Origin of the sequence: Streptococcus varani, assembly GCF_001375655.1 — a bacterium.
Lineage (GTDB): Bacteria > Bacillota > Bacilli > Lactobacillales > Streptococcaceae > Streptococcus > Streptococcus varani.
The window spans coordinates 245,415-270,799 of record NZ_CTEN01000003.1; the positions used below are offsets into that span (position 1 = coordinate 245,415).

29 protein-coding genes and 4 pseudogenes are annotated in these 25,385 nt (G+C 39.6%); 7 read left to right on the plus strand and 26 right to left on the minus strand.

All coding sequences use genetic code 11. The annotated features are described in order from the left end of the window. Positions 1–397 precede the first annotated feature (397 nt). The 14 genes and pseudogenes from BN1356_RS07255 to yghU form a co-directional block, all read right to left on the minus strand. Complete coding sequence (locus BN1356_RS07255) at positions 398–751, minus strand: hypothetical protein (RefSeq protein WP_093650735.1); 354 nt, start codon at positions 749–751, stop codon at positions 398–400. 11 nt (positions 752–762) lie between these two features. Next, entirely contained in the window at positions 763–993 is a 231-nt protein-coding gene (locus BN1356_RS07260) for a hypothetical protein (RefSeq protein ID WP_093650736.1), read from the minus strand. Beyond that, a complete protein-coding gene (locus tag BN1356_RS07265; protein ID WP_093650737.1) occupies positions 977–1,432 on the minus strand; it encodes a thioredoxin domain-containing protein in 456 nt (151 codons plus the stop codon). The genes BN1356_RS07260 and BN1356_RS07265 overlap by 17 nt, the downstream gene beginning before the upstream one ends. Then, positions 1,432–1,842, minus strand: a complete 411-nt coding sequence (locus BN1356_RS07270) for a hypothetical protein (protein WP_093650738.1) — start codon at positions 1,840–1,842, stop codon at positions 1,432–1,434. The genes BN1356_RS07265 and BN1356_RS07270 overlap by 1 nt, the downstream gene beginning before the upstream one ends. Before the next feature lie 10 nt (positions 1,843–1,852). Next, complete coding sequence (locus BN1356_RS12885) at positions 1,853–2,056, minus strand: hypothetical protein (protein WP_093650739.1); 204 nt, start codon at positions 2,054–2,056, stop codon at positions 1,853–1,855. A 301-nt stretch (positions 2,057–2,357) separates the two neighbouring features. Then, a complete protein-coding gene (locus BN1356_RS07280; RefSeq protein ID WP_093650740.1) occupies positions 2,358–3,851 on the minus strand; it encodes a primase C-terminal domain-containing protein in 1,494 nt (497 codons plus the stop codon). 38 nt (positions 3,852–3,889) lie between these two features. After that, the gene (locus BN1356_RS07285) at positions 3,890–4,072 is read right to left on the minus strand and encodes a hypothetical protein (protein WP_093650741.1); all 183 of its coding nucleotides are present in this window, start codon (positions 4,070–4,072) and stop codon (positions 3,890–3,892) included. Next, a pseudogene (locus BN1356_RS07290) lies at positions 4,069–4,737 on the minus strand (DUF2786 domain-containing protein). Before BN1356_RS07290 ends, BN1356_RS07285 begins: the two are co-directional and overlap by 4 nt. Further along, on the minus strand, positions 4,730–4,894 hold the full coding sequence (locus BN1356_RS07295) for a paraquat-inducible protein A (protein ID WP_093650742.1): 165 nt from the start codon (positions 4,892–4,894) through the stop codon (positions 4,730–4,732). The pseudogene BN1356_RS07290 and the gene BN1356_RS07295 overlap by 8 nt, the downstream one beginning before the upstream one ends. A gap of 10 nt (positions 4,895–4,904) precedes the next feature. After that, positions 4,905–5,393, minus strand: coding sequence for a modification methylase Sau96I (locus BN1356_RS07300; RefSeq protein ID WP_093650743.1), 489 nt, complete (start codon positions 5,391–5,393; stop codon positions 4,905–4,907). A 235-nt stretch (positions 5,394–5,628) separates the two neighbouring features. Beyond that, entirely contained in the window at positions 5,629–5,790 is a 162-nt protein-coding gene (locus BN1356_RS12630) for a hypothetical protein (RefSeq protein WP_176694250.1), read from the minus strand. A gap of 12 nt (positions 5,791–5,802) precedes the next feature. Next, positions 5,803–6,732, minus strand: a complete 930-nt coding sequence (locus BN1356_RS07305; protein ID WP_093650744.1) for an FAD:protein FMN transferase — start codon at positions 6,730–6,732, stop codon at positions 5,803–5,805. Next, positions 6,716–7,663 carry a DHH family phosphoesterase gene (locus tag BN1356_RS07310; protein ID WP_093650745.1) on the minus strand — a complete coding sequence of 316 codons (948 nt, stop codon included), beginning with the start codon at positions 7,661–7,663 and terminating at the stop codon, positions 6,716–6,718. The genes BN1356_RS07305 and BN1356_RS07310 overlap by 17 nt, the downstream gene beginning before the upstream one ends. Before the next feature lie 76 nt (positions 7,664–7,739). Then, positions 7,740–8,531, minus strand: coding sequence for a glutathione-dependent disulfide-bond oxidoreductase (yghU, locus tag BN1356_RS07315; protein ID WP_093650746.1), 792 nt, complete (start codon positions 8,529–8,531; stop codon positions 7,740–7,742). Positions 8,532–8,761: 230 nt separating this feature from the next. Here yghU and BN1356_RS07320 point away from each other — a divergent pair, with 230 nt between their 5' ends. The 6 genes from BN1356_RS07320 to rplS all read left to right on the plus strand — a co-directional run bounded on the left by BN1356_RS07320 (position 8,762) and on the right by rplS (position 13,453). After that, entirely contained in the window at positions 8,762–9,214 is a 453-nt protein-coding gene (locus BN1356_RS07320) for a flavodoxin (RefSeq protein WP_093650747.1), read from the plus strand. Positions 9,215–9,326: 112 nt separating this feature from the next. Beyond that, entirely contained in the window at positions 9,327–9,596 is a 270-nt protein-coding gene (gene rpsN, locus BN1356_RS07325; protein WP_093650748.1) for a 30S ribosomal protein S14, read from the plus strand. Positions 9,597–9,713: 117 nt separating this feature from the next. After that, positions 9,714–11,177, plus strand: coding sequence for an IS1182 family transposase (locus BN1356_RS07330; protein ID WP_093650749.1), 1,464 nt, complete (start codon positions 9,714–9,716; stop codon positions 11,175–11,177). A gap of 26 nt (positions 11,178–11,203) precedes the next feature. Continuing rightward, positions 11,204–11,494 carry a chorismate mutase gene (locus tag BN1356_RS07335; protein WP_093650750.1) on the plus strand — a complete coding sequence of 97 codons (291 nt, stop codon included), beginning with the start codon at positions 11,204–11,206 and terminating at the stop codon, positions 11,492–11,494. Then, positions 11,481–12,677, plus strand: a complete 1,197-nt coding sequence (locus BN1356_RS07340) for a chloride channel protein (RefSeq protein WP_093650751.1) — start codon at positions 11,481–11,483, stop codon at positions 12,675–12,677. The genes BN1356_RS07335 and BN1356_RS07340 overlap by 14 nt, the downstream gene beginning before the upstream one ends. Positions 12,678–13,105: 428 nt before the next feature. Then, on the plus strand, positions 13,106–13,453 hold the full coding sequence (gene rplS / locus BN1356_RS07350; RefSeq protein ID WP_093650752.1) for a 50S ribosomal protein L19: 348 nt from the start codon (positions 13,106–13,108) through the stop codon (positions 13,451–13,453). Positions 13,454–14,372: 919 nt separating this feature from the next. On the opposite strand, the pseudogene tnpA reads toward rplS, so the two are convergent. Then, positions 14,373–14,806, minus strand: a pseudogene (gene tnpA, locus BN1356_RS07355) (IS200/IS605 family transposase). A 134-nt stretch (positions 14,807–14,940) separates the two neighbouring features. Here tnpA and BN1356_RS07360 point away from each other — a divergent pair. Further along, positions 14,941–15,660 (plus strand): annotated as a pseudogene (locus tag BN1356_RS07360) (IS982 family transposase); the annotation flags it as partial. 55 nt (positions 15,661–15,715) lie between these two features. On the opposite strand, the gene BN1356_RS12635 reads toward BN1356_RS07360, so the two are convergent. The 11 genes and pseudogenes from BN1356_RS12635 to BN1356_RS07415 form a co-directional block, all read right to left on the minus strand. Beyond that, positions 15,716–16,045 carry a hypothetical protein gene (locus BN1356_RS12635; RefSeq protein WP_093650754.1) on the minus strand — a complete coding sequence of 110 codons (330 nt, stop codon included), beginning with the start codon at positions 16,043–16,045 and terminating at the stop codon, positions 15,716–15,718. 208 nt (positions 16,046–16,253) lie between these two features. Beyond that, entirely contained in the window at positions 16,254–17,165 is a 912-nt protein-coding gene (gene whiA, locus BN1356_RS07370; RefSeq protein ID WP_093650755.1) for a DNA-binding protein WhiA, read from the minus strand. Then, on the minus strand, positions 17,162–18,136 hold the full coding sequence (locus tag BN1356_RS07375) for a YvcK family protein (protein WP_093650756.1): 975 nt from the start codon (positions 18,134–18,136) through the stop codon (positions 17,162–17,164). The genes whiA and BN1356_RS07375 overlap by 4 nt, the downstream gene beginning before the upstream one ends. Continuing rightward, positions 18,133–19,020: an RNase adapter RapZ gene (gene rapZ, locus BN1356_RS07380; protein WP_093650757.1), complete on the minus strand. Its 888-nt coding sequence runs from the start codon at positions 19,018–19,020 to the stop codon at positions 18,133–18,135. The genes BN1356_RS07375 and rapZ overlap by 4 nt, the downstream gene beginning before the upstream one ends. Positions 19,021–19,054: 34 nt before the next feature. After that, a complete protein-coding gene (locus BN1356_RS07385) occupies positions 19,055–19,777 on the minus strand; it encodes a DUF1003 domain-containing protein (protein WP_093650758.1) in 723 nt (240 codons plus the stop codon). Positions 19,778–20,111: 334 nt separating this feature from the next. Beyond that, positions 20,112–20,489: a RidA family protein gene (locus tag BN1356_RS07390; protein WP_093650759.1), complete on the minus strand. Its 378-nt coding sequence runs from the start codon at positions 20,487–20,489 to the stop codon at positions 20,112–20,114. Between the two features lie 13 nt (positions 20,490–20,502). Continuing rightward, entirely contained in the window at positions 20,503–21,600 is a 1,098-nt protein-coding gene (locus BN1356_RS07395) for an iron-containing alcohol dehydrogenase family protein (RefSeq protein WP_093650760.1), read from the minus strand. 247 nt (positions 21,601–21,847) lie between these two features. Beyond that, the gene (gene asnS, locus BN1356_RS07400) at positions 21,848–23,191 is read right to left on the minus strand and encodes an asparagine--tRNA ligase (RefSeq protein ID WP_093650761.1); all 1,344 of its coding nucleotides are present in this window, start codon (positions 23,189–23,191) and stop codon (positions 21,848–21,850) included. A gap of 24 nt (positions 23,192–23,215) precedes the next feature. Then, positions 23,216–23,587 (minus strand): annotated as a pseudogene (locus BN1356_RS07405) (VOC family protein). Between the two features lies 1 nt (position 23,588). After that, positions 23,589–24,770 carry a pyridoxal phosphate-dependent aminotransferase gene (locus BN1356_RS07410; RefSeq protein WP_093650762.1) on the minus strand — a complete coding sequence of 394 codons (1,182 nt, stop codon included), beginning with the start codon at positions 24,768–24,770 and terminating at the stop codon, positions 23,589–23,591. After that, a complete protein-coding gene (locus BN1356_RS07415; RefSeq protein ID WP_245620321.1) occupies positions 24,767–25,102 on the minus strand; it encodes a cell wall elongation regulator TseB-like domain-containing protein in 336 nt (111 codons plus the stop codon). The genes BN1356_RS07410 and BN1356_RS07415 overlap by 4 nt, the downstream gene beginning before the upstream one ends. Positions 25,103–25,385: the final 283 nt, after the last annotated feature.

Sequence of the window (25,385 nt, forward strand, 5' to 3'; positions counted from 1 at the left end):
ATCCAGATGATGTTGTTAATTTTAATGGTATAGTTGCACCTTTAAACACTTTCTTTCACGAGTTACGGTATGGGAATTATAAGTTATCTTCAGACCAGAAAATTTATCATGGTAAAGCCTTTGCTAAAAAGGTTAAGAATAAAAACGGAAAAGATCTGATATTGTTAGAGTTTAATCAAAAATGTCAACTTGAAAATGCTTATTTTGAAAAATCTGCTGTTTTTATTGAAACCACTGCTCTAACGAATACTTCTCAACAACATAGAAAACTATTAAAGTATTTTCAAACTGGTGAGGCTTTTCATCTTTATGTTTGGGGAAATTTTTTTGTAACCTCTAGTTTAAAAATTCGAGTTTATAAAACAGATAAGTCTGATCAGATCTTGTTAAGGAATCTCTACTTTGAAGATTGGTCCGAGTAATAGGCCTCCCTTAGTTTATCAAAATATTTTTCCCAAATATCATAATCATCATTAAAGCAAAATCGCTCATGGTATTGTGTCCCAAGCGAAACCATGATGAAATCGTCTACAGACATATCTAAATAACCTTCTAACCCCTCAGCCACTGATACCAATGAATCTGCATGGACAATCCATGCTTTTTCTTTATTCAGAATAAGAAAACTTTTTTCCTCACCAGGTGTCAAAAAATCATCTGGATAATCTTTTCCAATTATTTCTGTCACTTTATATGGTGCTGTTTTACCTAAGTTCACAAAAAATTCAGGATCTAGTTCATAATGTTCCATTTCTCATCCTCCTAAATACAATTCATCTTCTCTGGTGCTAACTCCAACGTCAGCCACAAGGCTTCACTTTCTGAGATATGAGTCAACTGGCCACCCTCATCGTTAAAACGGAGCAAGGTAAAAATACCATCAGGAAGTTTCCCTAGGACAACCATGCCTTCAGTTGTTTTAGATCGCCATAGTTCAGTATCAAATTGAAAGGCTGTTTCTGCCCATTTACTAAGTTTAGTTTTTCGTGTCATGTAAAGCCTCCTTAATGCTCTCTTCGTCAGCGATAATCTTGCCCTTTTTATCCTTAGTAGCATACAAATAAAGCTTCGATTCTCCCTCTCTTATCGTGATCAATGTCGCTGCTTTGTCAATCTGGTATTTCTTCACAAGATCTTGGCCATCTTCTGTCTCTACATCGATATAAAACGTCGGATAAAGACTCTTTTCTACTACCTCAATAACAGCTTTCTTTCCTTTCTCGCAGTAAGGACAGCCTGTCTTATAAAAGACTAAATTGGCGTTCTGATTGACCGCAACATCCACATAAACTTGTTCCGTAAGGTGCTTATCGTAATCTTTGGTCACATACTCAGTCCAAAGGGGCTGCACACCAAAAACTGCAAAGAATAACATTCCAACAACTACTAATGTACCTAAAACCAGTTTAGGCATCTTAAATCTATCATCCATTATCCTTCTCCTCCCTGTATAAACTCGAACAAATCTCCTTGAACGTAGTTCACTTTAGCCAAACATTTAATTTCTGCTTTTAAACCTTCAAAGACCGTCATCATAGTATTGAATCGTAATGGGTCGAAATGTTCATATACACCAACTAATGGCAACATCGGAAAATGGTCCTTCTTTTCACTTTTAAGAAATTCAAGGACCTGCTTTTCCAGCTCGATGACACCATCCACTCTTATCAATGCAGGTATACTGGTAATGGCCTCTCCATTCTGATAAAAGGTCAAAGCGACATCTCCAGCTTTTATCGTCCTAAACTCTGGAAAATCCTCTGTTATCTTAAAATAATAAGCCAGTGGTTCCTGTCCTAAACCTGTCAAATAGTATCCACGTACAATCTTAATATTAACCATTTCATCCCTCCTAACAAACCTTCTGAACTCTAAAAGGAGCCTGATAGTACTTCGGGTAATGAATAATCCTTTTCGTTCTCTGAACGGGTAACGGGTTATGGTAATGTACCTGCATATATTGACAAGCTAATCCCCTACTCTCAAAAATCAATAAACGCCCCTGATTATCACAAATATAGTCTCCATCTTGAAAACTAAAAATAACGTATTTCATCTATACCCCTCTCTTTCTCATTTGTTCTACAAATTCTTTATAGTCTCTTTCAAGCTCTATATCATAGCCATTGATATATCTCATTCTATGACTACAACTAAGCCATCCTAAGACAAACAATACTGATCCTAGAACAGCTAAAGCTACACTAGATACTATAATCACGTTCCACATTTATTTTCACCTCATCTTTTTATTTATTACTGTTGATTGGCATTACTATTTTTCCTCTCTGATTTGCTTGTCAGTATCAGAGATATAAATGTAATGGCAGTTTGCGGGTTTAGAATTTTTCAGATTATCAACCAATATCTGCTTCAAATAAGGACACTTGTTTTGTTTGTTTAAGGCCATTTCTAACCCTTTCCATTACCGATTTAATGAACCCTAGGCTTTCTTCAAAGAAAGCAGCAATATTGTCAAAATAAGCCTCCTGACGTTCTTTTTTCACCTGGATAAGAGAAAGGACGATAGCTTTTACAGAAGCTAGTCTAATACCTCCACCACGGCCAGACTTAACCACAAAGAAAATCTTGTTGTCTGCTTTAAGAGCTTTGAGGACTTTATCTAGTGATCGCTCAGGGATATTTATCGCTTCCCTGATCGCTTTTTTAGTTGTCTGAATAAAAGGATCTTCAGATTGATAAAATCCGTCTAAATAAGCCATCACATCAGCTTTCCACTCATGTAAGTGACTATGTTTACGTTCAGCACGTTTCTTCTTGAATTTATACCATCTTTGCTTCACGAATAAATCGGAGGCTTTCAGATTCTTGTTAACCCATGCTTTACAAAGAAGAATGACAAAATCTCGACTAGCTGCCTCATACTTTCCTGAATAAGCCGAAGCAATGATTTTGAAGAACTCGTCCTGAGTAAGCGGTTCGGCCAAGTGTCCATTAAAATCTGCCAAAACGTTCTCACAATCGCTCTGAGAGACACCACTAGAGAAGTTGGCTAAGGCTAGTGTGAAGAGAACGTTGTTTCGTCCCATTAAGGCCTTAGCTCCCCTGATATTTGCTTCGCTCATCAGTAATCGATACCAGGGTTCGTCAATCTGCTTTACGCCTTCAGAGCCAGCAATAACCGTTAAATTAGGTTTCTTACTTGGAAACGGTAAATCTGGCTGTTTCATGGACCAATCTAACCACTCCTGGAAGGAATAGGTATAGTCAGCATGAAAGAACTCTACATTTTCCGTTCGTGGCATACGTGCAATACCAAAATGGTTACAGGTCATATCTACTGGCAAGGTCTGATTGAAATAATTTCTCAAGTTTTGAGAGATAGCCTTAGCCACTTTGACCACTCGAAACTGTGAATGAGTCGTTACATAGGCAGGTTCATCGAGAACGAAATAAGCCTGGTATCCCTTATCTGATTTTAGGATCAGCGTAGGCATAAACCCTAGATCGATGGCTGCTGTAAAAATATCTCCAGAAGTCATCTCTTCAGCTGAAGAGGTAATATCAAAGTCAATATAAAACGTATTGACCTGTCTCAGATTCTCTTCAGCATGACCACGTGTAATTTGTCGTTTCTCGTCACTATAGGAGCCATAACGGTAGACGTTTGGTGTCCAGTGAGTAAAGCTATCTTGATTCTCAGAAACAGCTTCCATCGATGTCAGAACAATGCCACGTGCCTTAATCATATTGGCTTTAGAACGATAGGCAAAGATTGCCCCTCGTTTACCTTCATCAGCTGAAGGCTCCAGTTTGAGATGACTATTTCTGAATTTATAGTTCCTTAAACCATCTTTTAAAATCAATCTGTAAATATTATTTAAGTTCATCTGTTTCCTTTTATTCAATGATTTTTCTGAAATATACCTTATTCCTTCTTAAAAATCGCCACTGACCCCTTTAGATCATTCAAAAAATCTTCAAAATCTGATATTTTGGCATTGGTCCGTTTCAGAAGATAATGCTGGCTCTTTGACAATTCCGAAAGGGAACTATTGTAATTTCCCAACTCAGCAATACAGTCTTCAATTTGTTCTTTGATTGTTTTCATTCTACTAATTCCTCTGACATCAATTTTGTTTCTTTGGCATGTTCTAAACCAGCAATATACGCCTCATGATCAAGTTCAACTGTTATATTAACAGCTCTACTTTTCAACTCACCCATGCGAAGTCTCTGCTCTTCTAGTACTTCTGCCGGTACTTGTACCATTAGGGCAAACTCTTCTGATGCTTGGACTTGGTTTTTGAATCGTTGATCAAGACCTTCTAAGAAACCAAGTAAATACGATTTTTTATAATTGTTGTAATCACTTGTCCACGCTGTTCTATAAAGGTGCTTCAATCGATACTCTAAATACAAAATCGCTCCTTCATACACTCTAGTACAAAGTTCTGTATCAGACAGATAACCAAAAAATATGATCTCGGTGATTCCTTCTTTTCTATTTCGCTTCCTAATTGCTTGACATCTAAAGTTTTTACTTAAGATAGCAGCTAATTTTTCCTGCCATCAGGGCATTCTGTACGCTCATGTACCTACAGTCTCATCAATATTTTCGTTCTTCTGCTTGGCGCTAACTTCCTTCAGGGATAGATTATGCTTGACCATAAGTTTTTGAGCCATCAGAAGAGCTGTCTGTCCCTCTTCATCGTTTGGTGCATCATAAGCTAACTCCAAAAGATTTTGGATTTTTTTAATGATTTTTTCAGACATCCACTTCCTCCATATTCAAACCATAAAAACAATGACTACACAAATTTTGATTCTTATCCATCCACCAGCAAGAACCAAACTTTTGATCAATACATGGTGTTGTCAAGGTACAACCACACTCCTTGCAAATTCCTACCTCTGTTTCCTCGTATCTCATAACTTCTCCTTTAATTAACTTTCATACTCTTAGGGAGAGAAGATTTTGGCATACAGTAACCATCTTGTAAGTCTCTTTTCAAATAAAATTCAGGGCTTACGGCGGTTACAAAATCACTTCTTTTCCGTCCCCGTATCAGCTGTTTATAAGATAATGGAAGCCGCTTTTCAATCTCTTTGAATTTAAAGCCCAAAGCCAAATAAGTGGTAACAATTTTGTGGACATATTCCTTAGATTCTTTGTTTCTAACTCTATGGCGAATACTCTCATCCTCTAACTTTATACTTTTCTGATACTGGATATAGAGTCCCCTCATCTGTTCAATCTTATTCTGCCAGGTAGGATTATAAGGTTGATCAGAGTACTTATTAATCAACTGATGAACAGGCTCTTTGAACTTCATCTGAACAAAATCAAAGTCTCCCAGATCGGTCAGAGGATCAATAAAACCCAATGGCTCACTGTTGATTAACTGATTGTAAAATTCATTTCTAGTCATTATATCCTCCTGATTGTGTCATTTATTAACCACGACTCAAGAATTGTTAAATGAATTTATAAAACTCTAACGTCCCAATATCTATCAAAATTTTCAATTTCTCCATGATATCCCCTCCCTCTTACAAGATTTTAAGCGAACAAAAAGGAGAACAGATTTCTCCGTTCTCCTCATAAATACAGGATTATTTTCTATTCTAAAAACTCTTACCACTTACCTACCTTTTTTCAAAAAATTAGATAGCTGAAGCACCCGATAGAGCGTCTGGTGATACGACTTGACCTAGATAACCTTCTGTTGCTCCAGAATCCGCATCGGTTTCTTGGAGGATTTTTTCTGATTCGATATTCTTGATTGGCAATTCTTCTGCAGAAGAGACTTGGTTTTCTTTTGTCATATCTGCTCCTGTCTATAAAATCCTATCCGTCAAACCTGGTGTCACAATCATCTGGTCCTGCTTGGTGATGATAATGGCTTCTATGCCCTCTTGACTGACAACAGTATTGTAAATTTCTAAGATATCACACCCAAAAAGGCGCGTGGTCCAAATTTCCCCATCAACTGATTTCTTAGAAACGATAGTTAGACTAGCCAAATTTGTCGCAACTGGATAGCCGGTCTTGCTGTCAAAAATATGATGGTAGGTTTGACCTTGGTAATCAAAAGTTCTCTCATAAATACCTGATGTCACAACCGATCCTTCAGGAATCTTGACAATAGACACATTATTTCCTCGGAGCAATTTGGGGTTTTGAATACCAATCCGCCAGAGACCGTCATCATGATGAGGTGCTTTCCCCATCGTTAAGACATTACCGCCAAGATTAATCAGAGCTGCTACTGCTCCCATACGGGTCAGGTGTTCCATGATTTTATCTGCGATAAAGCCCTTGGCTAAAGCACCTAAGTCAATAGCCATACCTTCTTTTTTCAAATAAACAGTTTGCTCATCTGGATTCAGTTCAATATCCTGGGGATTGATGACTTTCAACTTTTCATCAATAATAGTTTGTTCTGGAAGTTTGGCATCGGAAAAACCGATGCGCCAAGTTTGTACCAAGGGGCCAATAGTAATATTGAGATAGCTTCCTGTTGCACAGGAATGCTCCTTGCCCAGTTCAATCAATTCATAAAGGTCAGGAGCAACTGGTACCGGCTGAATACCCGCATTGAGATTGACTTCCATGAGTTCAGACGTTAAATCATTGGCTGAGAAACGGTCCTTATAGAGATAGAGAAGATTTTCAACCTGGTCCAAAACATGTTCTGGATTATCATGCCATATTGCGGTGTCGATGGTGGTTCCCATGAGCCGAAGGGATCTACTTGCCTTTTGCATGAGCCACTGCCTCTTGAATTTCTTGGTAAATAATGTCATTTTCAGCTAAAGCAGATGAATTAGCACCGCTAGCTAGAGGATGTCCACCACCATCATGTTTCTTAGCAATTTCATTGATAATCACTGTCTTGCTCCGGAGTCGTACCCGATAACTTCCATCGGATTGCTCTACAAAAATTGCCCAGGATTCAACCCTGTCAATCTTACCAGGAGTCCCAACAATAGCCGCTGTTTCTGCTTCTGTTACTTGGAATTGTTTCATAACTTCTTGGGTCAAGGTGACACGGGCTGCCCCATTTCTGTCGACTTCTAGGTTATCAAAAACATACCCCTGTAATTTGGCAATTTCGAAAGGAAAGGAATCCATCTGACGAGAAATAGCCGCAAAATCAAAAGCGTATTGGCGTAATTGACTCGCAATTTCCATGGTTTTGCTGGTAGTAGCTGGATAAAGGAAACGACCTGTATCTCCGACGATACCTGTATAGAGGAGTCGTGCTGCTTGGTCTGAAAGGCACAAACCAGTTTCCAAAGCAAAATCTGTAATGATTTCACTGGCACTAGATGCTCCTGTGTCCACATGAACAAGATCACCATAGACATCTTCATTTGGATGGTGGTCAATTTTGATTAAAAAGTCACCCATATCATAGCGGTCATCATCAATACGTGGTCTGTTAGCTGTATCGGTCACAATAACCAGAGCTCCCTCATAAAGACTATCTGCGACCTGATCCATCTCCGTCATCCATGCCAAGCTCGGTTCGTCTACTCCAACTGCTAGAACCTTCTTATCAGGAAAATTGTGACGGATGATTTCACGCAAACCAGCTTGACTACCTAAGGCATCCGGATCTGGCCTTTGATGACGGTGGATGATGATGGTATCGTAAGCCTTGATTTTTTCTAAAATATCTTGAAATACTGACATGTTCTTCCTCAATCTCATTGATTTATCTTTCCATTATAACATGAAAAAGCCAATCCTGTGGGAGACTGGCCTTTCCTTATTTGATGGCTTTGTGTTCGACCGTTAGACCTCGCTGAACTGCAGGGCGTTGAGCAATCTTCTGCGTCCAGGCTTGTAAGTATTTGTATTCTTTAAGATTGAGAAATGCTGCAGCATTTTTCCACAATTTATCTTGAGCCAACTGACCATACCACGACCAGATAGCGATATCCGCAATGCTATATTCCTCTCCTGCTATATAAGCTTTCTTAGCCAATTCCTTATCCAGTAAATCTAGCTGACGTTTGGCTTCCATGGCAAAGCGGTTGATAGGGTACTCGATTTTTTCAGGTGCATAATGGAAGAAATGTCCAAAACCACCTCCTAAAAATGGTGCCGCCCCTGTCGACCAAAAGAGCCAGTTAAGAACCTCCGTTCGTTTGGCAAAATCAGTTGGAATAAAAGCATGGAATTTATCAGCCAAATAGAGGAGAATACTGGCTGATTCAAAAACTCGAACATCTTGGTCACCGGATTTATCTAAGAGGGCTGGAATCTTCGAATTAGGATTGAGGTGAACGAAATCAGATCCAAACTGATCACCCTCGCTAATAGAAATTTTAAAGAGGTCATAATTGGCCTGACTAAAACCAAGTTCTTTGAGTTCCTCCAAAAAAATGGTGACTTTGACACCATTTGGTGTGCCCAGTGAGTAGACTTGGAGAGGATTACTACCAACTGGCAATTGTTGCTCAAAACGGGATCCAGCTGTCGGCTGGTTAAGGCTTCCCCAAGCTCCACCCATAGAACTTGGATTTTCCCAAACTTCAGGTAATGTATAATCAGACATAGAAGACTCCTTTTTCTTTTTCTAGTTTCATACTACCAAATGATTGGGAATATTTCAAAAATTGGCTATAAGAACAAACAACCTCTTACTAGACTTTCTTAACTAAGAACCAGCTCCCTAGAAAAAATTTTCTCCCAGATAGGTGTTTTTTCTGTCTGAAAAATCATATTTATTAAGCCATTATTAAAAAAATATGCTAAAATAATAATAGTTGATTTTGGGAGGAAATTATGGCTTTAGCTAAAATTGTTTATGCCAGTATGACTGGTAATACAGAAGAGATTGCGGATATCGTCGCTAATAAATTGCAAGAACTTGGCATCGAGGTCCATACGGATGAGTGTACCACTATCGAGACTGAGGAGATTTTAGAGGCAGATATTATTGTGGTAGCTACTTATACTTATTCTTATGGTGGTGATGGTGAGTTACCAGATGAAATCGTTGATTTCTATACTGATTTGGCTGATTTAGACCTAAGTGGTAAAATTTATGGTGTTTGTGGTTCAGGCGATACCTTCTACGATGACTTCTGTAGCGCCGTCGATGACTTTGATGTCATGCTTGGCTCTCGCGGCGCTCAAAAAGGAGCGGAAAACGTCAAGGTTGACTTGGCTGCTGAAGATGATGATATCGAAAATCTTGAAAAATTTGCTAGCGATTTAGTGGCAAGTTTGGGATAAAACGAAAGGATGGATTTTTCCATTCTTTTCTTGTAAAATTTATTTTTTATGTTATACTTAACTAGTTAAGTTTTAATTTAACCACTGACTTATTTTACAAAGGAGTATTCTAATGGCAAAAAAATCAAAAATCGCCAAGTACAGAAAGCAAGTAAAACTCATTGAGCGTTATGCAGACCTTCGTCGCGAATTGAAGGCTAAGGGGGATTACGAGGGATTGCGTAAGTTACCACTGGATTCCAATCCTAATCGTTTGAAGAACCGTGATATGATTGATGGACGCCCCCACGCTTACATGCGTAAGTTTGGCGTCAGCCGGATCAACTTCCGAGATTTGGCTCATAAGGGACAATTACCTGGCGTGAAGAAAGCCAGCTGGTAAGGAGTGGTCAGACCACTCCTTTCAGACTGAAGACAAAGTCCTTGGAATTAGGTTTCTAAGGGCTTTTCTTTGTGAATAGGAGTATAATTAAAGTATCTAGTATGAGGAGGTTTGGCTATGCTTCATAAGGAAAAACCAGATTACAACCGCAATCAATATGGTTTCTATACACTTGATGGCCTTGTTCCAATTGATCATTTCCTTCGTCAAGTTGATGAGGTGATTGATTTTAACTTCATTTATGAGTTGGTAGAGGACACCTACTCAACCGATAATGGTCGTCCGAGTTTAGATCCTGTCATGCTGGTTAAAATCCCTCTTATTCAGTGCCTCTATGGTATTCGGTCCATGCGTCAAACTATCAAGGAAATCGAAGTCAATATGGCTTATCGTTGGTTTCTCGGTCTTACTCTCGATGACAGGGTCCCCCACTTCACTACTTATGGGAAGAATTACAGTAGACGATTTCAAGAAAAAGAGCTTATCTCTGAGATTTTCTCTCGAATTCTCAATCAAGCCTTAAGAGCTGGTTTGATTGACCCTTCTGAAATTTTCGTGGATGGAACTCATATCAAAGCTGCGGCGAATAATCACAAGTACACCAAGCAATTAGTGGAACAACAAGCCAAGTTTATGAGTGACCAACTGGAACTTGAGATTGATTTAGATAGGAAAAAACAGGCAAAAAAGTCGCTAAAGCCCGCAGAAAGCGAGGCTAAGGAAAAGAAAATTTCAACCACAGACCCAGAGAGCGGTTGGTTTCATAAGGGCGAACATAAGGAAGTATTTGCCTATTCTGCTCAGGTAGCTTGTGATAAGCACGGTTGGGCACTGGCTTATACAGTTGAGGCAGGCAATATTCATGATAGCCAAGCTTTCCCTACTCTATTTTCTAAAATTGAACCCTTTCAACCACACTACCTGATTGCGGATGCCGGCTATAAAACACCAAGTATTGCCAAGTTTCTTCTAGACCAAAATATTACTCCTGTTTTTCCATACACTAGACCTAGAGGAAAGAAAGGGAAACTACGACCAAAAGATTTTATCTACGATGAGTATTTCGACTGTTACCTTTGTCCAGAAAATCAAGAACTAACCTATCGAACAACAACCCGTGAGGGCTATCGTGAATACAAGAGTGATCCTAAAATTTGTGCACAATGTCCTTTACTATCTGTCTGTACAGAAAGCAGAAACCATCAGAAGGTTGTGACGCGTCATATATGGAAAGAGGCCCTTGAGATTTGTGAAGATATCCGACATCAAAAAGGAATGAAGGAGCTCTATCAGAAGCGTAAGGAAACGATTGAACGGCTCTTTGGAACAGCCAAAGAGTACCATAATTTGCGCTATACAAGAGAAAGAGGAAAGTCAAAAATGGAAGACAAGGTTGGACTGACTTTGGCATGTCTCAATATCAAAAAACTGGTGAAAATGATGGCTGGGAAGCCTTTTTATTTTGTCCAAATCTGCCGATTTACACCATATTTCGGCAATATACAAAAAAAGACAAACCTCAAAAATGAAGTTTGTCTACAATCTGTAAGGAGTGGTCAGACCACTCCTTTTCTGGTATAATCAAATCAAGTTTTGGAGGTTAGAAAATGATTTTAAATTTAGATGACATCCGTCAGGACATTGATTGTATCGATAAAAAAATTGTGCAACTTTTAGAAAAACGCATGGACGTGGTCAATCAGGTCGTTGCCTATAAAAAAGAAACTGGTAAAGCTATTTTGGATACTAGCCGTGAAGCAGCTGTTCTCGATAAGGTAGAAAGCCTGGTTAAAAAACCTGACTATCAAGCCAGCATTCGGGCAACTTTTTCTGATATAATGGCTCAATCACGTGCCTATCAGGAGAAAATATTGGACTTATCAGATGAGAAAAATTGATTTCAAAAGAATCGGTTTGATTCTATTTTTTTCTATGGCCATTGGTCTAGTCGTGGGTTCCATAGACTTTCTATTTGGTGAGATTTTGTTGCAGATTGGTCAAGTGAGGAATCCTAACTTTTACAAAATAATTCCATTTCTTGCTCCAATTGGGCTCTTTATCATTTTCCTCTATCAAAAGTGGGGGAAAAATGCCCACAAGGGCCTCTCTCTCATTTTTGAGGTAGGCCACGGCAGCCAAGAAGCCATCCCTAAACGCTTAATTCCTCTAGTCATGGTCACTACTTGGTTGACTCATCTCTTTGGAGGGTCGGCTGGTCGGGAGGGAGTGGCTGTTCAGATTGGTGCCACTACAGCCCATCATTTTGAAAAGTATTTCCCTGAAGAAAGAACTTCTAATCTCTTTCTTCTAATAGGAATGTCTGCTGGGTTTGCGGGTCTTTTTCAAACACCATTAGCAGCCAGTTTTTTTGCCATCGAGGTGTTAATTGTTGGACATTATTCTTGGACTGCCTTTATACCTGCCATCCTAGCAGCCTATGCTGCTTCTTGGACATCTCATTTTTTAGGATTAGAAAAGTTTCAGCATCTATTAACTAACCAACTTGATTTTTCCCTCTTTCTTCTTCTAAAATTATTGTTATTGAGTGCGGCCTTAGCTTTTATAGGGAATGCGTTCGCACTGTTACTCAAAAAAATCAAGGATTTTCTTGCAAAGACTTGTCCCAATCCCTATTACAGGATCTTCTTAGTTGGTCTCTTACTATCACTGGTCATGTTTTTCTTACCAGAGGGACGGTATGCAGGTTTAGGAACAAACTTGATTGAGGCCAGCTTAAAGGGGGAGTTCATCTCCTCCTACGATTGGTTGTTCAAACTGCTTTTGACAGTTTTAACCCTCGCAGCCGGTTTCCAAGGTGGTGAGGTAACACCACTCTTTTCCATTGGAGCTAGTGCTGGCGTTGTTTTGGCTGGCATAGTAGGACTTCCTTTTGAGGTTACTGCCGCTTTGGGCTATATCACAGTTTTCGCTTCCGCTACGAATACTCTTTTAGCCCCTATTTTCATTGGCATAGAGGTCTTTGGATGGACTCATAGCCCTATCTACGTCTTTGTTATCGCCATCGCTTATTTTCTTAATCGGAAGCAGAGTATCTATGGCGGGCAAAGAGTCCCCTACTAGTTGACCTCTATATTGAAAAAAAGCTTGGTAGTCAAGCTTTTTTCGTATTTCTATCTTCCCTGCCGGAATCGAACCAGCAACTAATTCTTAGGAGGAACTTGTTATATCCATTTAACTAAGGGAAGTTCTTTTTCTATTGTATCTCAGCTGAGCAAAGATTGCAAGTTTTGAAAATATTTAAATCAAGACAAATTTACTTTCAACATTCTCAGGCACAATGCTGTTGTAAAGACTAAGTTTCCGTTTAAAGATGAATTGAAAGAACTTTGGAAAATTACTATTACTAGATTCTAAGGTTTTCAATGATTTTTGCTTTACAAAGGAGCCAGACTTTAGTATAATACTCTTTGTGTGTAATGGACATACAAAAATACAGTTTATCCGCTGGGTTTAAAAGCACCTATGATTGACAAAGATAGGAGAAAAAAATGAATCCATTAATCCAAAGTTTGACTGAAGGTCAACTTCGTACTGACATCCCGTCATTCCGTCCTGGTGACACTGTTCGCGTTCACGCGAAAGTTGTCGAAGGTACTCGCGAACGTATCCAGATTTTCGAAGGCGTTGTTATCGCTCGTAAAGGTCAAGGTATCTCAGAAATGTACACTGTTCGTAAAATTTCTGGCGGTATCGGTGTAGAACGTACATTCCCAATCCACACTCCACGTGTTGACAAGATTGAGGTTGTTCGTTACGGTAAAGTACGTCGTGCTAAATTGTACTACTTGCGTGCTCTTCAAGGTAAAGCAGCTCGTATCAAAGAAATCCGTCGTTAATCTAAGATGCAAAAACCGTAAAGCGAGATAAGCAAAAATAGGAGTTTTGATGAAGAACGATTACGTTCTAGGATAAATTATCTTTTTTGCAGAGCTCGTAGGTTTTGCTCAATTAATAGATAGGATATAGAGCTAAGGCTCATAACAAAACTCTTTGGCTACCGCCAGAGAGTTTTTATTCTGTTGAAGATAAAATCCAAAAATCGTAAAGTGCTTCAACAGTCTGGGGGACTGTTGAAGTCGATGACCTAGAAATAAGAAAGTCATCGGAGCAAAAATAAGCGGTAAGTCAGAAATCTTTGATTTCGTAGACAAATCCTCGTCAGGACGACTAGGTTTTTGAAAAAAGTTCAGACGTCTTCGACGCAACCATGACGAAGAAGGTTATATTCTTCGAGAAACAATCATTTTTGCACAGCCAGCTGGTTGTAATCAATTAATAGTTAGATGAGATTCATACCCAGTTTGGTTTTTTTTTAAAATAGCAAAAATTGATAATCTAAGACTAATTTCCTATTTGGCTGGAAGAGTAACCACTACAGTACAAACGGATACAAATATCTTTGAAAGTAAGTGGTGAGTTTTACAGAAACAATTCGTCCTATTGCAAGTCGAAGAATTATAATACCAATAGCTAGTAAAAAGTATTCAAAAATACTTGTATTAGTCTTAATACCAATCAAATTATATAGGTGGTGCTAGTTAAAATCGACTAACAAAAAAAGTTCATTTGGATTATACTGTAAATGACAAAACCAACAGAGGTACTCCAAATAAACCACCCGTGAAAACGGGTGGCTTATACACCGGTGTACACCGGCTATAAGCCGTTAAACTCCAGCGACGTCTAAAGACGCTCGCTGAACTTACGTTCAGGTTATGCTTTGATTACTTGACTAATGCCCGTAACAACGGGCTTTTATCTTGTTCTAAAGCCTCCATCCGAGAATGGATCTTCATATTCTTTTACACTTAGCTTATCAAGTGCAATGTCATCCTTCTCTTGCTCACGAATATATTTCGCAACAGTTTTCTCGTTTAATCCAACCGTACTGACGTAGTATCCCCGTACCCCAAATTTGCGATTTCCATATTTATACTTTAAATTGGCATACTTATCGAATATCATTAGAGCACTTTTACTTTTTAGATATCCCATGAAATCGGAAATCGCAAGTTTTTGTGGAATCAGAACAAGCATGTGAACATGATCCGCCATCATATGACCTTCTACTATTTCAACGCTTTTATAGTGACATAGATGACGGAAAATTTCGATTAAGTCCTGTCTAATTTTGTAGTAAATGGACTTGCGACGATACTTTGGTGTGAAAACAATGTGATAGAGCACATCCATCTGGTGTGTTATAAACTATAGCTGGTTTTAGCCATTTATTTTCCCTCCTTTATCTAACCTGAACAATTAGATTATACATGGAAAAATAAATGGAAGCTAGAAGCCTTGTTAGCCACCAGCATAACTGGTGGTTTCAGACATTTCTATTTTAGTTCTATTAGTCCTTCAAGCAGAAGTCGGAATTAAGTCACAACGAAAGTTCTATCGGATCTGTCAACTTTTCATTGGTGATACAGGTTTGGTGCGAACTCGTTTTTATCGCAGAGCTCGCTATCTTATTCCCCTATTGAAACTGATTCATCAGTGGAGGGCAGACCACTTTCTTCACGATGATACCGCCATTATAGATAGTTTTCCTCTCTCTTTGTATCTGCCTATTAGGAATTTGAAAGCAAAGGTCTTCAAGGAAGAGGCAGATATTTCATATAATCCGTCAAAACGTATGTGGTTTTATGGTTTTAAGGTACACATGTTAGTCACATTATCGGGATTCATAGTGAATTATGTTGTCACACCTGCTTCTGTCCATGATAGTCAGGTAGTAGAGGAACTGGTGGAAAATAGCCGATATCCGTATGCTTTAGCGGTTCTTGGTTATTCGAGTGAATCATTAAAACAGAAGTTAAGTCAAAGTGGCTATTGTCTCTGGACACCATTGCGCCAGAACATGTCATAGGCTCAGAAGCATAACCATTGGAAACTTTTGGCGCAAATAAGAAATATTGAGACTAGATTTTCAATCCTTTGCTCAGTTTTTGACATTGAGAAACCTTTGGCGAGAAGTTCGAGGGGACTAGAGCTGTGGGTGGAACAAGTCATTTGGGCCTATAACCTAAGGTTTTTTAACTAGCACCACGGGTATGAAACATATTTTTTTTGGAAATATGTTGCAAATAATTTCATTTTTACGAGAACAATGTGAAAACATAAGCAATTATCAATAATAACAATATAATAATAACCATGTATCTCCCAATGGGTGTATGGATATTGATTCCCAAGCCATAATCAAATCTACGTTCGATAAATATTGGACTGTTGGTATCACTAGGTTCAGTTGGAGTAAACAGTACTCGAATAAATGTATTTAAAATATATATAGGAAATAAAAATTTTATTGCAGTATTAATGAAATCATGATTAGATTTATTTATAGAAAATATCATAGCTAATAGCATAGCAACAATCATGACTATACTAATTATTTTTGTAGCAAAAATAATAATATTCTTCATTCTATTCTTCTTTCTATTCTCCAGCAGTTGCCTTAGTTTTTTTAGTAGCTTGATTTACTCTAGTAAATAGTTCGTTTACTGTACACCTCCCTCACAAGTTATATGAACAGTCAATTACATAACTGACTGAAATTATATAAAAATTGCAGTCAAAAGTCCACTTAAAATTTCCAAATTTAAAAACCCAACTTTCGCCGGGCTAATTTTGTTATAAATCATCCGCTATCTTATTGATTTTACGTAGTCTATGATTGACACCTGATTTACTGATAACCTGTGTTAGGTTGTCAGCCAACTGTTGGATGGAATAATCCGGATGCTGAATCCGTAACTGGGCCACTTCTTGTAGATCTCCTGGAAGTTGATCTAGGCCGATCGTTTCCATGATTTTAGCGATATTATTGATGGTTTTCATGCTAGCCGTGACAGTTCTAGCAATATTAGCTGTTTCCGCGTTATTTGCCCGGTTGAGATCATTTCTAGCTTCTCGCAAGAGTTTCACATTTTCAAATTCTGTCTTAGCTTCTTCTGCTCCAATAACTAGAAGAAAATCCATGATGTCTTCAGCTCGCTGCAGGTAGGTAACCGTTCCTTTAGGACGTTCAATAACCTTAGCATCTAGCAGAAACTTCTGAAGCAAGGCTGCTAAATCATGGGCATGGTCGCTATAAACAGAAGCGATTTCCAATTGGTATCTACCTTTTTCAGGATCTTTGACAGATCCACTTGCTAAAAATGCACCACGTAGATAAGCCTGACTCCACTGGTCATTTTCCAAAATAGCAGGGGCAATGCCTGTTTCAATGCCGAAAAAATTATCTGCCAGATAGAGGTCATTTAAGATAGCATTAACACCCTCATTCAAAAACACTGTATAAACGCGATTTTTGCGTAAGTTCGTTTTTTGGTGATGGCGAATATCGGCCTTAACTTGGTAGAAATGCAAGACCAGTTCATAGATATGACGAGCAACCTTAGCATTTTCTGTTGAAATAGATAGAGTCAAGCCTGAAGAGGCTAGTCCCAAACTACCGGATAATTTAATGATGGCTGCTAGTTCCGTCTTTTCGGCATGGAGTTGACTGAGGATTTCCTCTTTCACGTGGACGGTAAAACTCATGTCCGTACCTCGATAATCTTGAGCAATTCATCGACCACCAAGTCTCCATCGTGAAAGGCTCCGCCTTTTTCCAGATTCAAAAAATTAGAGGATATGACCCGTTTAGCTTGGTCTTGAAGTCCTAGAAAATCATGTTTAACCTGAACCAAGTATTCGTCAAATTGATTGATATCCATATATTCTTTGGAAACTGGTTCGATATTGACCAAAACAGTATCGATAAATTTTTGACCCAAATGTTCATTAAGTACTTTGACATGATCCGCATCACTAAAAAATTCGGTTTCTCCACGCTGCGTCATGATATTGCAGACGTAAGTTACCTGAGCCTTGGTTTCTCGTAACGCCTGACTAATTTCAGAAATTACAAGATTCGGCAAAATAGAGGTAAAGAGAGATCCAGGTCCCAGAACAATCATATCGCTCTCCATGATGGACTCTACGACTTTTCGGCTGGCTGTCGGTTCTTCCTCATTGTATGAATTGGTCACGTAAACATGGTCAATCATCCCCTTATGTTTGGCAATCTTACTCTCTCCGACCACTTCAAAACCATCTGTAAAAACGGCATGAAGAGTTAGGGCATTGTCGCTTGACGGATAAATCTTGCCTGTTGTATGGAAAAACTTGGTCAACAATTGCATGGCATTATAAGTAGATCCTTGCATCTCGGAGATTCCTGCAATGAGCAGATTACCAAGAGGATGTCCTGCCAAGGCGCCATCTGAATCCGCAAAACGATACTGAAAAATCTGTTCGTAGAGCTTGGGCATATCAGATAGTGCCAAGAGGACATTGCGTAAATCTCCTGGCGGTGTTACCTGTAAGGCTTGGCGGATTTCACCAGAGGATCCGCCATCATCTGCTACGGTTACAATGGCCGTGATGTCTACTTGCTTGTCACGGAGACTTTTAAGAATAACGGGAATGCCTGTACCACCGCCGATAACTGTAATTCTAGGCTTTCTCATGAGCGATTAACGGTCTCCTTTCGCTTATCCTTGTCACGATGACTACGGTTGACCACCCAATTTTTTTCCAAATCATCCGCCAAACGTCGTGCAAAGGATACGCTGCGGTGTTGTCCACCCGTACAACCGATAGCGATGGTCAAAAGCGATTTCCCTTCCTTTTGATAGCCAGGTAAAATAGGCTCAATCAAACTCAATAAATGATTATAGAAAGCCTCTGATTCTTCATGTTCCATAACATAGTGGTACACTTCGTCATCCAAACCAGTTAAATTTCTCAATTCTGGTTTGTAATAGGGGTTCGGCAAAAAGCGGACGTCAAATACTAGATCTGCATCCAGAGGTAGACCATATTTGAAACCAAAAGAAACAACTTCAACACGAAAACCAGGCTTGTCATCTAGGCTAGCAAACTGATCGGATATTTCTTTTCGTAACATACGAGGGGTCAAGTCTGTGGTATCTATAACATTCTGACTCATATTTTTGAGAGGGGCTAAGAGTTCACGCTCTAAGTTGATCCCATCCATCACTCTACCGTCATGGGCTAGAGGATGGCTCCGTCTAGTTTCCTTATAGCGAGCAACCAACTCATTATCCGTTGCATCTAAAAAGAGAATCTTAAAATCCAATTCTTGAGTCGATTCAACCTGATCGAGGACTTCTCTAATTTCTGCAAAGAAGGAACGACTGCGCATATCGACTACCATGGCAATCTTATCATTGTCCTGACTATGTTGGATTAGTTCAATAAATTTCGGAACCAGTGTCGGAGGCATATTGTCAATGGTAAAATAACCCAAATCTTCAAAGGATTGGATGGCGACGGTCTTTCCTGCTCCACTCATCCCCGTTACGATAACCAAGTGAATCTTTTCTTCCATATTGTTCTCTTTTCTATTCTTTCTTTTCCACTAACTACTTGCGATGCTGTTTTTGCAATTCTGCCAGTTGGATACTAATCGATACCAGCATCTCCGACTGCAACTTTTGGATTTCCAAAAAATCAGCCTGGTCCTGATTTAGAAGATGATCTAATTTTTCATTGAGAGCCCTTACTTCTGCTTCCGACTTGAGGTTGACATCATAATCATTTTTAGCTTGAAAACGGTCATAATCTGAAGCCCGGTTCTGACTCATCATAATCAAGGGAGCTTGGATAGCAGCAACCGTTGACAGAACTAGATTGAGCAAGATAAAGGGGTAGGGATCAAAACCTACGCCAAAAAGATGGATACCATTGACAAAAGTCCAAACAGCTAAAATCAGGATAAAGGAAATGATAAAAGTCCAAGATCCTCCAAATCTAGCTACATTATCGGCAACTTTTTGACCAAAGGTTAATTTTTCATTCCACTGGCTATGCATATCCATAGCAGAAATGGTCTCCTGCATTTTGGAAGCATGTACTGTGTCTTGAATTTTCTTATTTTGATCATTAGCTTTTTCAATCATCCGCTTAAGATGAGTCATGCGATAATTGGTCAAGCCCTCATAGGAAATAAAATCAGACTCCTTTGCCTGCGGATAGTCTGTTTGGATCAGTTTAAAAATAGAATCGTCTAGTTCCGAAAGAAAAACACCTTCTAAAATAGTATATGATTTCTGTGAAATCAAATCTTGATATAACTGATCTGTCATGGTCTTTCCTCCTTGAAATTCTTATCTCATTATACCATAAAGGATAGAGCCTGACCCTTTTTGAAATATATAGTCATTGAACCTTGACACCTTGTCACTATCGGATGAACTTACTCCAATTGAGAGAAACTTTATTTCTTCTATTTCAAACCTCAAGCAGTCTATTCTCAGACTGTAAGGTGAACTGACTGTCGTCAGTTTTTATTTCCCGCTTCCAACAGTCACTCCCCTGACTGTTGGAGCTACCTGCACCTCAGTTCCTAGTCCTAAAGCTAATTCATTCAATTATAAAAAACTTGAAGACTGGCTTCAAGTTGATATTCTATTATTGGGCTTAATCTATTGAAGCAATGACTTCAATTTCAATCTTTACATCGCGTGGCAAACGAGCGACTTCAACGGCCGAACGTGCTGGAAAATCCGTTTTAAAGGCGGTTGCATAAACTTCATTGAAAGCAAGAAAATCATCCATGTCTTTTAAGAAGCAAGTTGTTTTCACTACATGATCAAAATCTGTTCCTGCTTGGGCTAAGATTGCAGCGATATTTTTAAGAACCTGCTCTGTCTGCTCCTGAATAGTTTCCCCCACCACTTGACCCGTTTCAGGTGAGAGAGGAACCTGACCGCTAGCAAAGAGCAGATTTCCTACTAACTTAGCTTGAACATAAGGCCCAATTGCCGCTGGAGCTTTGTCTGTATGTATCGTTTTCATATGATCCAACTTTCTATTCTTCCTTGATAGCTTGACCAAACTGATCAGCTTTTTCGATAGCTTGAGCCAAACGACCTGTATCAAATGGTGTGTTGCGGTACTCTGCTGTTGATTTAGTGTATTCAACAATACTTGCTATATCCTCCTTACTCAAACTCATATCACTTAAAGTAAGGGGTAAGTGTAATTTTTTGTTAAAATCGGCTACTCGGGCTAACTGGCTTTCTTCATCGAAGTAGGCATGCAAAACCATAACACCAAAGGCCACAATGGACCCATGTAAATGCTTACGACTAGCACGGATGGCCGTCGTCCCATTGTAAAAAGCATGGGCATGGCAGGTTGTCAGATCAAAGGTTGGCTGGACTACCATATTTGAAGCGTAGGCGGTTGAGATGATAATGGCTAGAATGACTTCTTCTAGGGCTGGACTGACTCGGTTTTCCTGAACATCTTCCATAGCCTGCTCACCATATTTGTAAAGAGCATCAAGTGAAGATTGAGCAATCGCCCGACCTAAAAGAGCAATATGAGGCGGTTCAAAACCACGACCAATCGCCTCCTGGATAGCTCTAGTAACCTCTGGCCCTTTTGAGATACCATCCCCAATGCCTGCCCAAAAATACTCACTTGGAGCCTCGGCAATGACTTGAGTATTAATAAAGGTATGCAAGGGTGGACCAGTTACTTCATAAAAATCAAAGGAATGATCTTCCTTGTAGATGACGGACAAGCCTGTTCCAGCAGCACAGGTTGCACAGATAGTCGGAATCGTCAGCAAGCCCTTCCCAGCTTTTTTAGCTACCATCTTACTGGTATCCAAAGCCTGGCCACCGCCAATTCCTAAGATAACGTCCGCGACATCTACCTCTTCTAACTGCAATAAAGAGTCCACATTGGCCATAGTGGCAGCTTTGCCATAAACAAAGCTCCCTGTAACAGAAATCCCAGCCTCTTCTAGAATAGCCAAGATGTCCGACTCAACGGCTGCCAGAGCTTTCTCTCCACCGATTAAAACAAGGGACTGAAAGCCATAACTAGCAAGAACAGAGGGTAATTCTAGGAAGGCATCAGGACCATATGAATAATTACTTAATTTTTGAGTTGGCAAATCGCTCGTTCCTTTCCTAAGACAGATAATCAAAAACTCGCACGGCTTTCATTTACAGTGCGAGTTCTGATAAGTTGACTATCAAAACAAGATAGTTGTAACAGCAATAATTTAATTATTGTGCAAAACCAATCCTACTCAGACTGGACCTGTTGAAGCCAAGTAAAGTGGTTTACTAAACTCAACCGACTCTAAGATACTTTTCCTTACTAGCTACTCGTTAAACAAATAGTATGGAAGGAAGTGTCTATGGTCTAATACGGTGCAACATCCGTGGGAAAGGAATTGCCTCACGAATGTGTTTTGTACCCGCTACGAAGGTTACCATACGCTCAATACCGATCCCAAAACCACCGTGTGGTACTGAACCATATTTACGGAGGTCAAGGTAAAAATCATATTCCGATTTATCCATACCAAGCTCATCCATTTTAGCAACGAGTGCATCATAGTTGTCTTCACGCATGGATCCACCGATGATTTCACCATAGCCTTCTGGAGCCAAGAGATCTGCACAGAGCACGCGCTCAGGGTTGTCTGGAACTGGTTTCATGTAGAAAGCCTTGAAGCTAGCTGGATAGTTGACAACGAAGGTCGGTACACCAAAGTAGTTTGAAATCCAAGTCTCATGTGGTGAACCGAAGTCATCTCCATGCTCCAAATGTTCGTAGTCTGTATCTTCATCTGCTTCATGCTCTTGTAAAAGGCTGATAGCATCATCATAAGAGACACGTTTGAAGGGTTCGGCGATGTAGCGTTTAAGAGCATCCACATCACGTTCCAAGGTTTCAAGTGCTTGAGGAACGCGGTCGATGACACCTTGAATGAGGGCTTTAACATATGCTTCTTGCAAATCAAGGGATTGGTCATGGTTTAAGAAAGAATACTCCGCATCCATCATCCAGAATTCTGTCAAGTGACGGCGTGTTTTTGATTTTTCCGCACGGAAAACTGGACCAAAGTCAAATACACGACCGAGCGCCATAGCACCTGCCTCTAAGTAAAGCTGACCTGATTGGGTCAAGTAGGCAGGAGTTCCAAAATAGTCTGTTTCAAAGAGTTCTGTTGAATCTTCCGCCGCATTTTCTGATAAGATTGGACTATCAAACTTGATGAAGCCATTTTTTTCAAAGAATTCGTAGGTGGCATAAATAATGGCGTTACGAACTTGTTGAATGGCAACTTGTTTGCGAGAACGCAACCAGAGATGACGGTTGTCCATCAGGAAGTCAGTTCCGTGCTCTTTTGGTGTAATCGGATAATCGTGAGATTCACCGATGATTTCGATATCTGTCACATCCAACTCATAACCAAACTTTGAACGCTCGTCTTCTTTGACGATACCTGTTACATAGACAGAAGTTTCTTGACTGAGGCGCTTAACCGTATCAAACTTAGCAGTTCCTTCTTCTTCACCAAATTTTTCGATGAAGTTTGGTTTGAAAGCTACCGCCTGAAAAAAGGCTGTTCCATCACGCAATTGGAGGAAAGCAATCTTACCTTTACCTGATTTATTCGCAACCCAGCTACCTATGGTCACTTCCTCATTCACATGCTTTGGTACATCAAAAATTGTTACTAATTTTTTCATTCTTTACAAAATCTCTTTTCTACTTTATTTATTTTGGTGGCAAACAGCTTCGATATTATTGCTGTCTGGATCTATCACATGGGCAGCATAGTAACCAGGATGATAGTGACTACGTTCACCTGGAGCACCGTTGTCTTTTCATCCAGCAGCCAGGGCTGCTGGATGAAAAGCTTCCACTTCTTGAAAAGTCTCAGCACTAAAAGCAAAATACTCGGGTTCTTGCTGACCTTGACTTAACCAAAAATCACCACCTGGATCTGCGTTCCTCGGTTCTGCAAAACTCACTGCCCACTCTGTATCAAATTGAAGGTGATAGTTCAACGGAGCTAAAGTTGCTTGATAAAAAGTTTTAGCAACCTCTAAATCCTTTACTTTAATACCGAAATGATCAATCATTCTACTTCTCCATGAAAGCCTTGATTCGTCTCACCGCTTCTTTTAAGGTCTCCATGTCACTAGCATAGCTTAGACGAATATTATTTGGAGCACCAAAACCAGCCCCTGTAACCAAAGCGACTTGCGCTTCTTCTAAGATAGCATTGGTAAAGTCAGTCACATCCGTGAAGCCTTTCATGGCCATAGCCTTCTTAACATTAGGAAAGAGATAAAAAGCTCCCTGAGGTTTGATGACCTCAAAACCTGGAACCTCAGCTAAGAGTGGGTAGATAGTATTGAGTCTTTCCTCAAAGGCTTGACGCATGATCTCAATGGAACTTTGGTCACCTGTCAAAGCTTCAATGGCTGCATACTGAGAAACGGCTGTTAAATTTGAAGTGGTTTGACTGACAATTTTAGCAATCCCTGCGATAATCTCTGGTTCTGCCACTGCAAAGCCAACTCGCCAGCCAGTCATGGCATAGGTCTTAGAAACGCCATTGACCACAATCGTTTGCTTGCGGAGGGCTTCTGACAAGCTTGAGATAGCTGTAAATTCATTGCCATTGTAGACCAGACGACCATAAATATCATCCGCCAAAATCAGGATATCATGCTCTAAAGCCCAGTTTCCAATGGCTTCTAATTCATCTCGACTATAAATCATACCAGTCGGATTTGATGGAGAATTGAGCAAGATAAGTTTAGTCTTATCCGTACGAGCTGCCTCTAATTGTGCAACTGTAGCCTTGAAATCATTCTCTTCTGTCGTTTGGAAGGTAACGGGTACTCCATCCAGCATCTTAACTTGATCTACATAGGAGACCCAACAAGGAGTTGGAATAATGACCTCATCACCTGGGTCAATCAAGGTAGCAAAAGCTGCATAAAGAATAAATTTAGCGCCAGTTGCTACCACCACTTGATTGCGGGGAACTGCATAACCATAGAAGTTCTCCATGTAAGTAGAAATAGCATCTTTGAGTTCCGGCAGGCCCGATGCGGCAGTGTAAAAACTTGCTTTCCCGTTTTTGATAGAAGAAAGAGCTGCATCTTGAATATTTTCTGGTGTCACAAAATCAGGCTCCCCCAAGGTCAAGGACAAGATATCCCGTCCCTCAGCTTTCAATGCCATTGCACGCGCACTAGCAGCCAAGGTGACACTTTCTTCCATTTCTAAAACTCGTCTTGATAACTTGGTCATATGCCCTCCTTCTTAAGCAGTTCTCCTGTTTTAAAATCAATGAGATAGTAGGCTCTGCCAGATTTCACTTCCCAGATAGCATGCCCCTCATGAAAACCGAAAACACTTCTATCAATCTGCCCAGCTCCATTATCAGTAGCTCTTTGCTCCGCAGCGATTTTAGAAATCCCTTCATCTACTTGATAAACGTAAATCTCGGAGGATTTCTCTGGAACCAAAACGAAAACAGCTTGTCCGGTAGCATCCTTAGCTTTAACAGCAAAGTAGCTTTCTTTTCCATTATAAATGGTAACTTGAGAAACATCCGTCACATGAGCGTATTCTTTAGCCACTCGAATTGCTTGATCTTTCGCATTTACAAAAGGTTTGCTTGCAGATTCCAAAACGTAAATTGTTGAAAAAGTTAAGACAGAGAACAAAACAAAAAAACCAATCAAATATTGTTTCCATATACTTAGTGGTTGTCTGTCTCTTTTGTAACTTCTCAGAGTTCTTCGTCTTAAATTTGCCATAATAGGTACATTATACTACATATTGACCTATAATGCTAGAAATCCAACAAAAATCTCTTGAATTTTTCGAGATTTTCAAGGGTAAAATTTGAATATTTTCTCC

Excerpts from the sequence above, each read along its gene's own strand:
- BN1356_RS07255 (WP_093650735.1), bottom strand. The coding sequence starts at position 751 with ATGGAACATTATGAACTAGATCCTGAATTTTTTGTGAACTTAGGTAAA.
- BN1356_RS07260 (WP_093650736.1), bottom strand. The coding sequence starts at position 993 with ATGACACGAAAAACTAAACTTAGTAAATGGGCAGAAACAGCCTTTCAA.
- BN1356_RS07265 (WP_093650737.1), bottom strand. The coding sequence starts at position 1,432 with ATGGATGATAGATTTAAGATGCCTAAACTGGTTTTAGGTACATTAGTA.
- BN1356_RS07270 (WP_093650738.1), bottom strand. The coding sequence starts at position 1,842 with ATGGTTAATATTAAGATTGTACGTGGATACTATTTGACAGGTTTAGGA.
- BN1356_RS12885 (WP_093650739.1), bottom strand. The coding sequence starts at position 2,056 with ATGAAATACGTTATTTTTAGTTTTCAAGATGGAGACTATATTTGTGAT.
- BN1356_RS07280 (WP_093650740.1), bottom strand. The coding sequence starts at position 3,851 with ATGAACTTAAATAATATTTACAGATTGATTTTAAAAGATGGTTTAAGG.
- BN1356_RS07285 (WP_093650741.1), bottom strand. The coding sequence starts at position 4,072 with ATGAAAACAATCAAAGAACAAATTGAAGACTGTATTGCTGAGTTGGGA.
- BN1356_RS07295 (WP_093650742.1), bottom strand. The coding sequence starts at position 4,894 with ATGAGATACGAGGAAACAGAGGTAGGAATTTGCAAGGAGTGTGGTTGT.
- BN1356_RS07300 (WP_093650743.1), bottom strand. The coding sequence starts at position 5,393 with ATGACTAGAAATGAATTTTACAATCAGTTAATCAACAGTGAGCCATTG.
- BN1356_RS12630 (WP_176694250.1), bottom strand. The coding sequence starts at position 5,790 with ATGACAAAAGAAAACCAAGTCTCTTCTGCAGAAGAATTGCCAATCAAG.
- BN1356_RS07305 (WP_093650744.1), bottom strand. The coding sequence starts at position 6,732 with ATGCAAAAGGCAAGTAGATCCCTTCGGCTCATGGGAACCACCATCGAC.
- BN1356_RS07310 (WP_093650745.1), bottom strand. The coding sequence starts at position 7,663 with ATGTCAGTATTTCAAGATATTTTAGAAAAAATCAAGGCTTACGATACC.
- yghU (WP_093650746.1), bottom strand. The coding sequence starts at position 8,531 with ATGTCTGATTATACATTACCTGAAGTTTGGGAAAATCCAAGTTCTATG.
- BN1356_RS07320 (WP_093650747.1), top strand. The coding sequence starts at position 8,762 with ATGGCTTTAGCTAAAATTGTTTATGCCAGTATGACTGGTAATACAGAA.
- rpsN (WP_093650748.1), top strand. The coding sequence starts at position 9,327 with ATGGCAAAAAAATCAAAAATCGCCAAGTACAGAAAGCAAGTAAAACTC.
- BN1356_RS07330 (WP_093650749.1), top strand. The coding sequence starts at position 9,714 with ATGCTTCATAAGGAAAAACCAGATTACAACCGCAATCAATATGGTTTC.
- BN1356_RS07335 (WP_093650750.1), top strand. The coding sequence starts at position 11,204 with ATGATTTTAAATTTAGATGACATCCGTCAGGACATTGATTGTATCGAT.
- BN1356_RS07340 (WP_093650751.1), top strand. The coding sequence starts at position 11,481 with ATGAGAAAAATTGATTTCAAAAGAATCGGTTTGATTCTATTTTTTTCT.
- rplS (WP_093650752.1), top strand. The coding sequence starts at position 13,106 with ATGAATCCATTAATCCAAAGTTTGACTGAAGGTCAACTTCGTACTGAC.
- BN1356_RS12635 (WP_093650754.1), bottom strand. The coding sequence starts at position 16,045 with ATGAAGAATATTATTATTTTTGCTACAAAAATAATTAGTATAGTCATG.
- whiA (WP_093650755.1), bottom strand. The coding sequence starts at position 17,165 with ATGAGTTTTACCGTCCACGTGAAAGAGGAAATCCTCAGTCAACTCCAT.
- BN1356_RS07375 (WP_093650756.1), bottom strand. The coding sequence starts at position 18,136 with ATGAGAAAGCCTAGAATTACAGTTATCGGCGGTGGTACAGGCATTCCC.
- rapZ (WP_093650757.1), bottom strand. The coding sequence starts at position 19,020 with ATGGAAGAAAAGATTCACTTGGTTATCGTAACGGGGATGAGTGGAGCA.
- BN1356_RS07385 (WP_093650758.1), bottom strand. The coding sequence starts at position 19,777 with ATGACAGATCAGTTATATCAAGATTTGATTTCACAGAAATCATATACT.
- BN1356_RS07390 (WP_093650759.1), bottom strand. The coding sequence starts at position 20,489 with ATGAAAACGATACATACAGACAAAGCTCCAGCGGCAATTGGGCCTTAT.
- asnS (WP_093650761.1), bottom strand. The coding sequence starts at position 23,191 with ATGAAAAAATTAGTAACAATTTTTGATGTACCAAAGCATGTGAATGAG.
- BN1356_RS07410 (WP_093650762.1), bottom strand. The coding sequence starts at position 24,770 with ATGACCAAGTTATCAAGACGAGTTTTAGAAATGGAAGAAAGTGTCACC.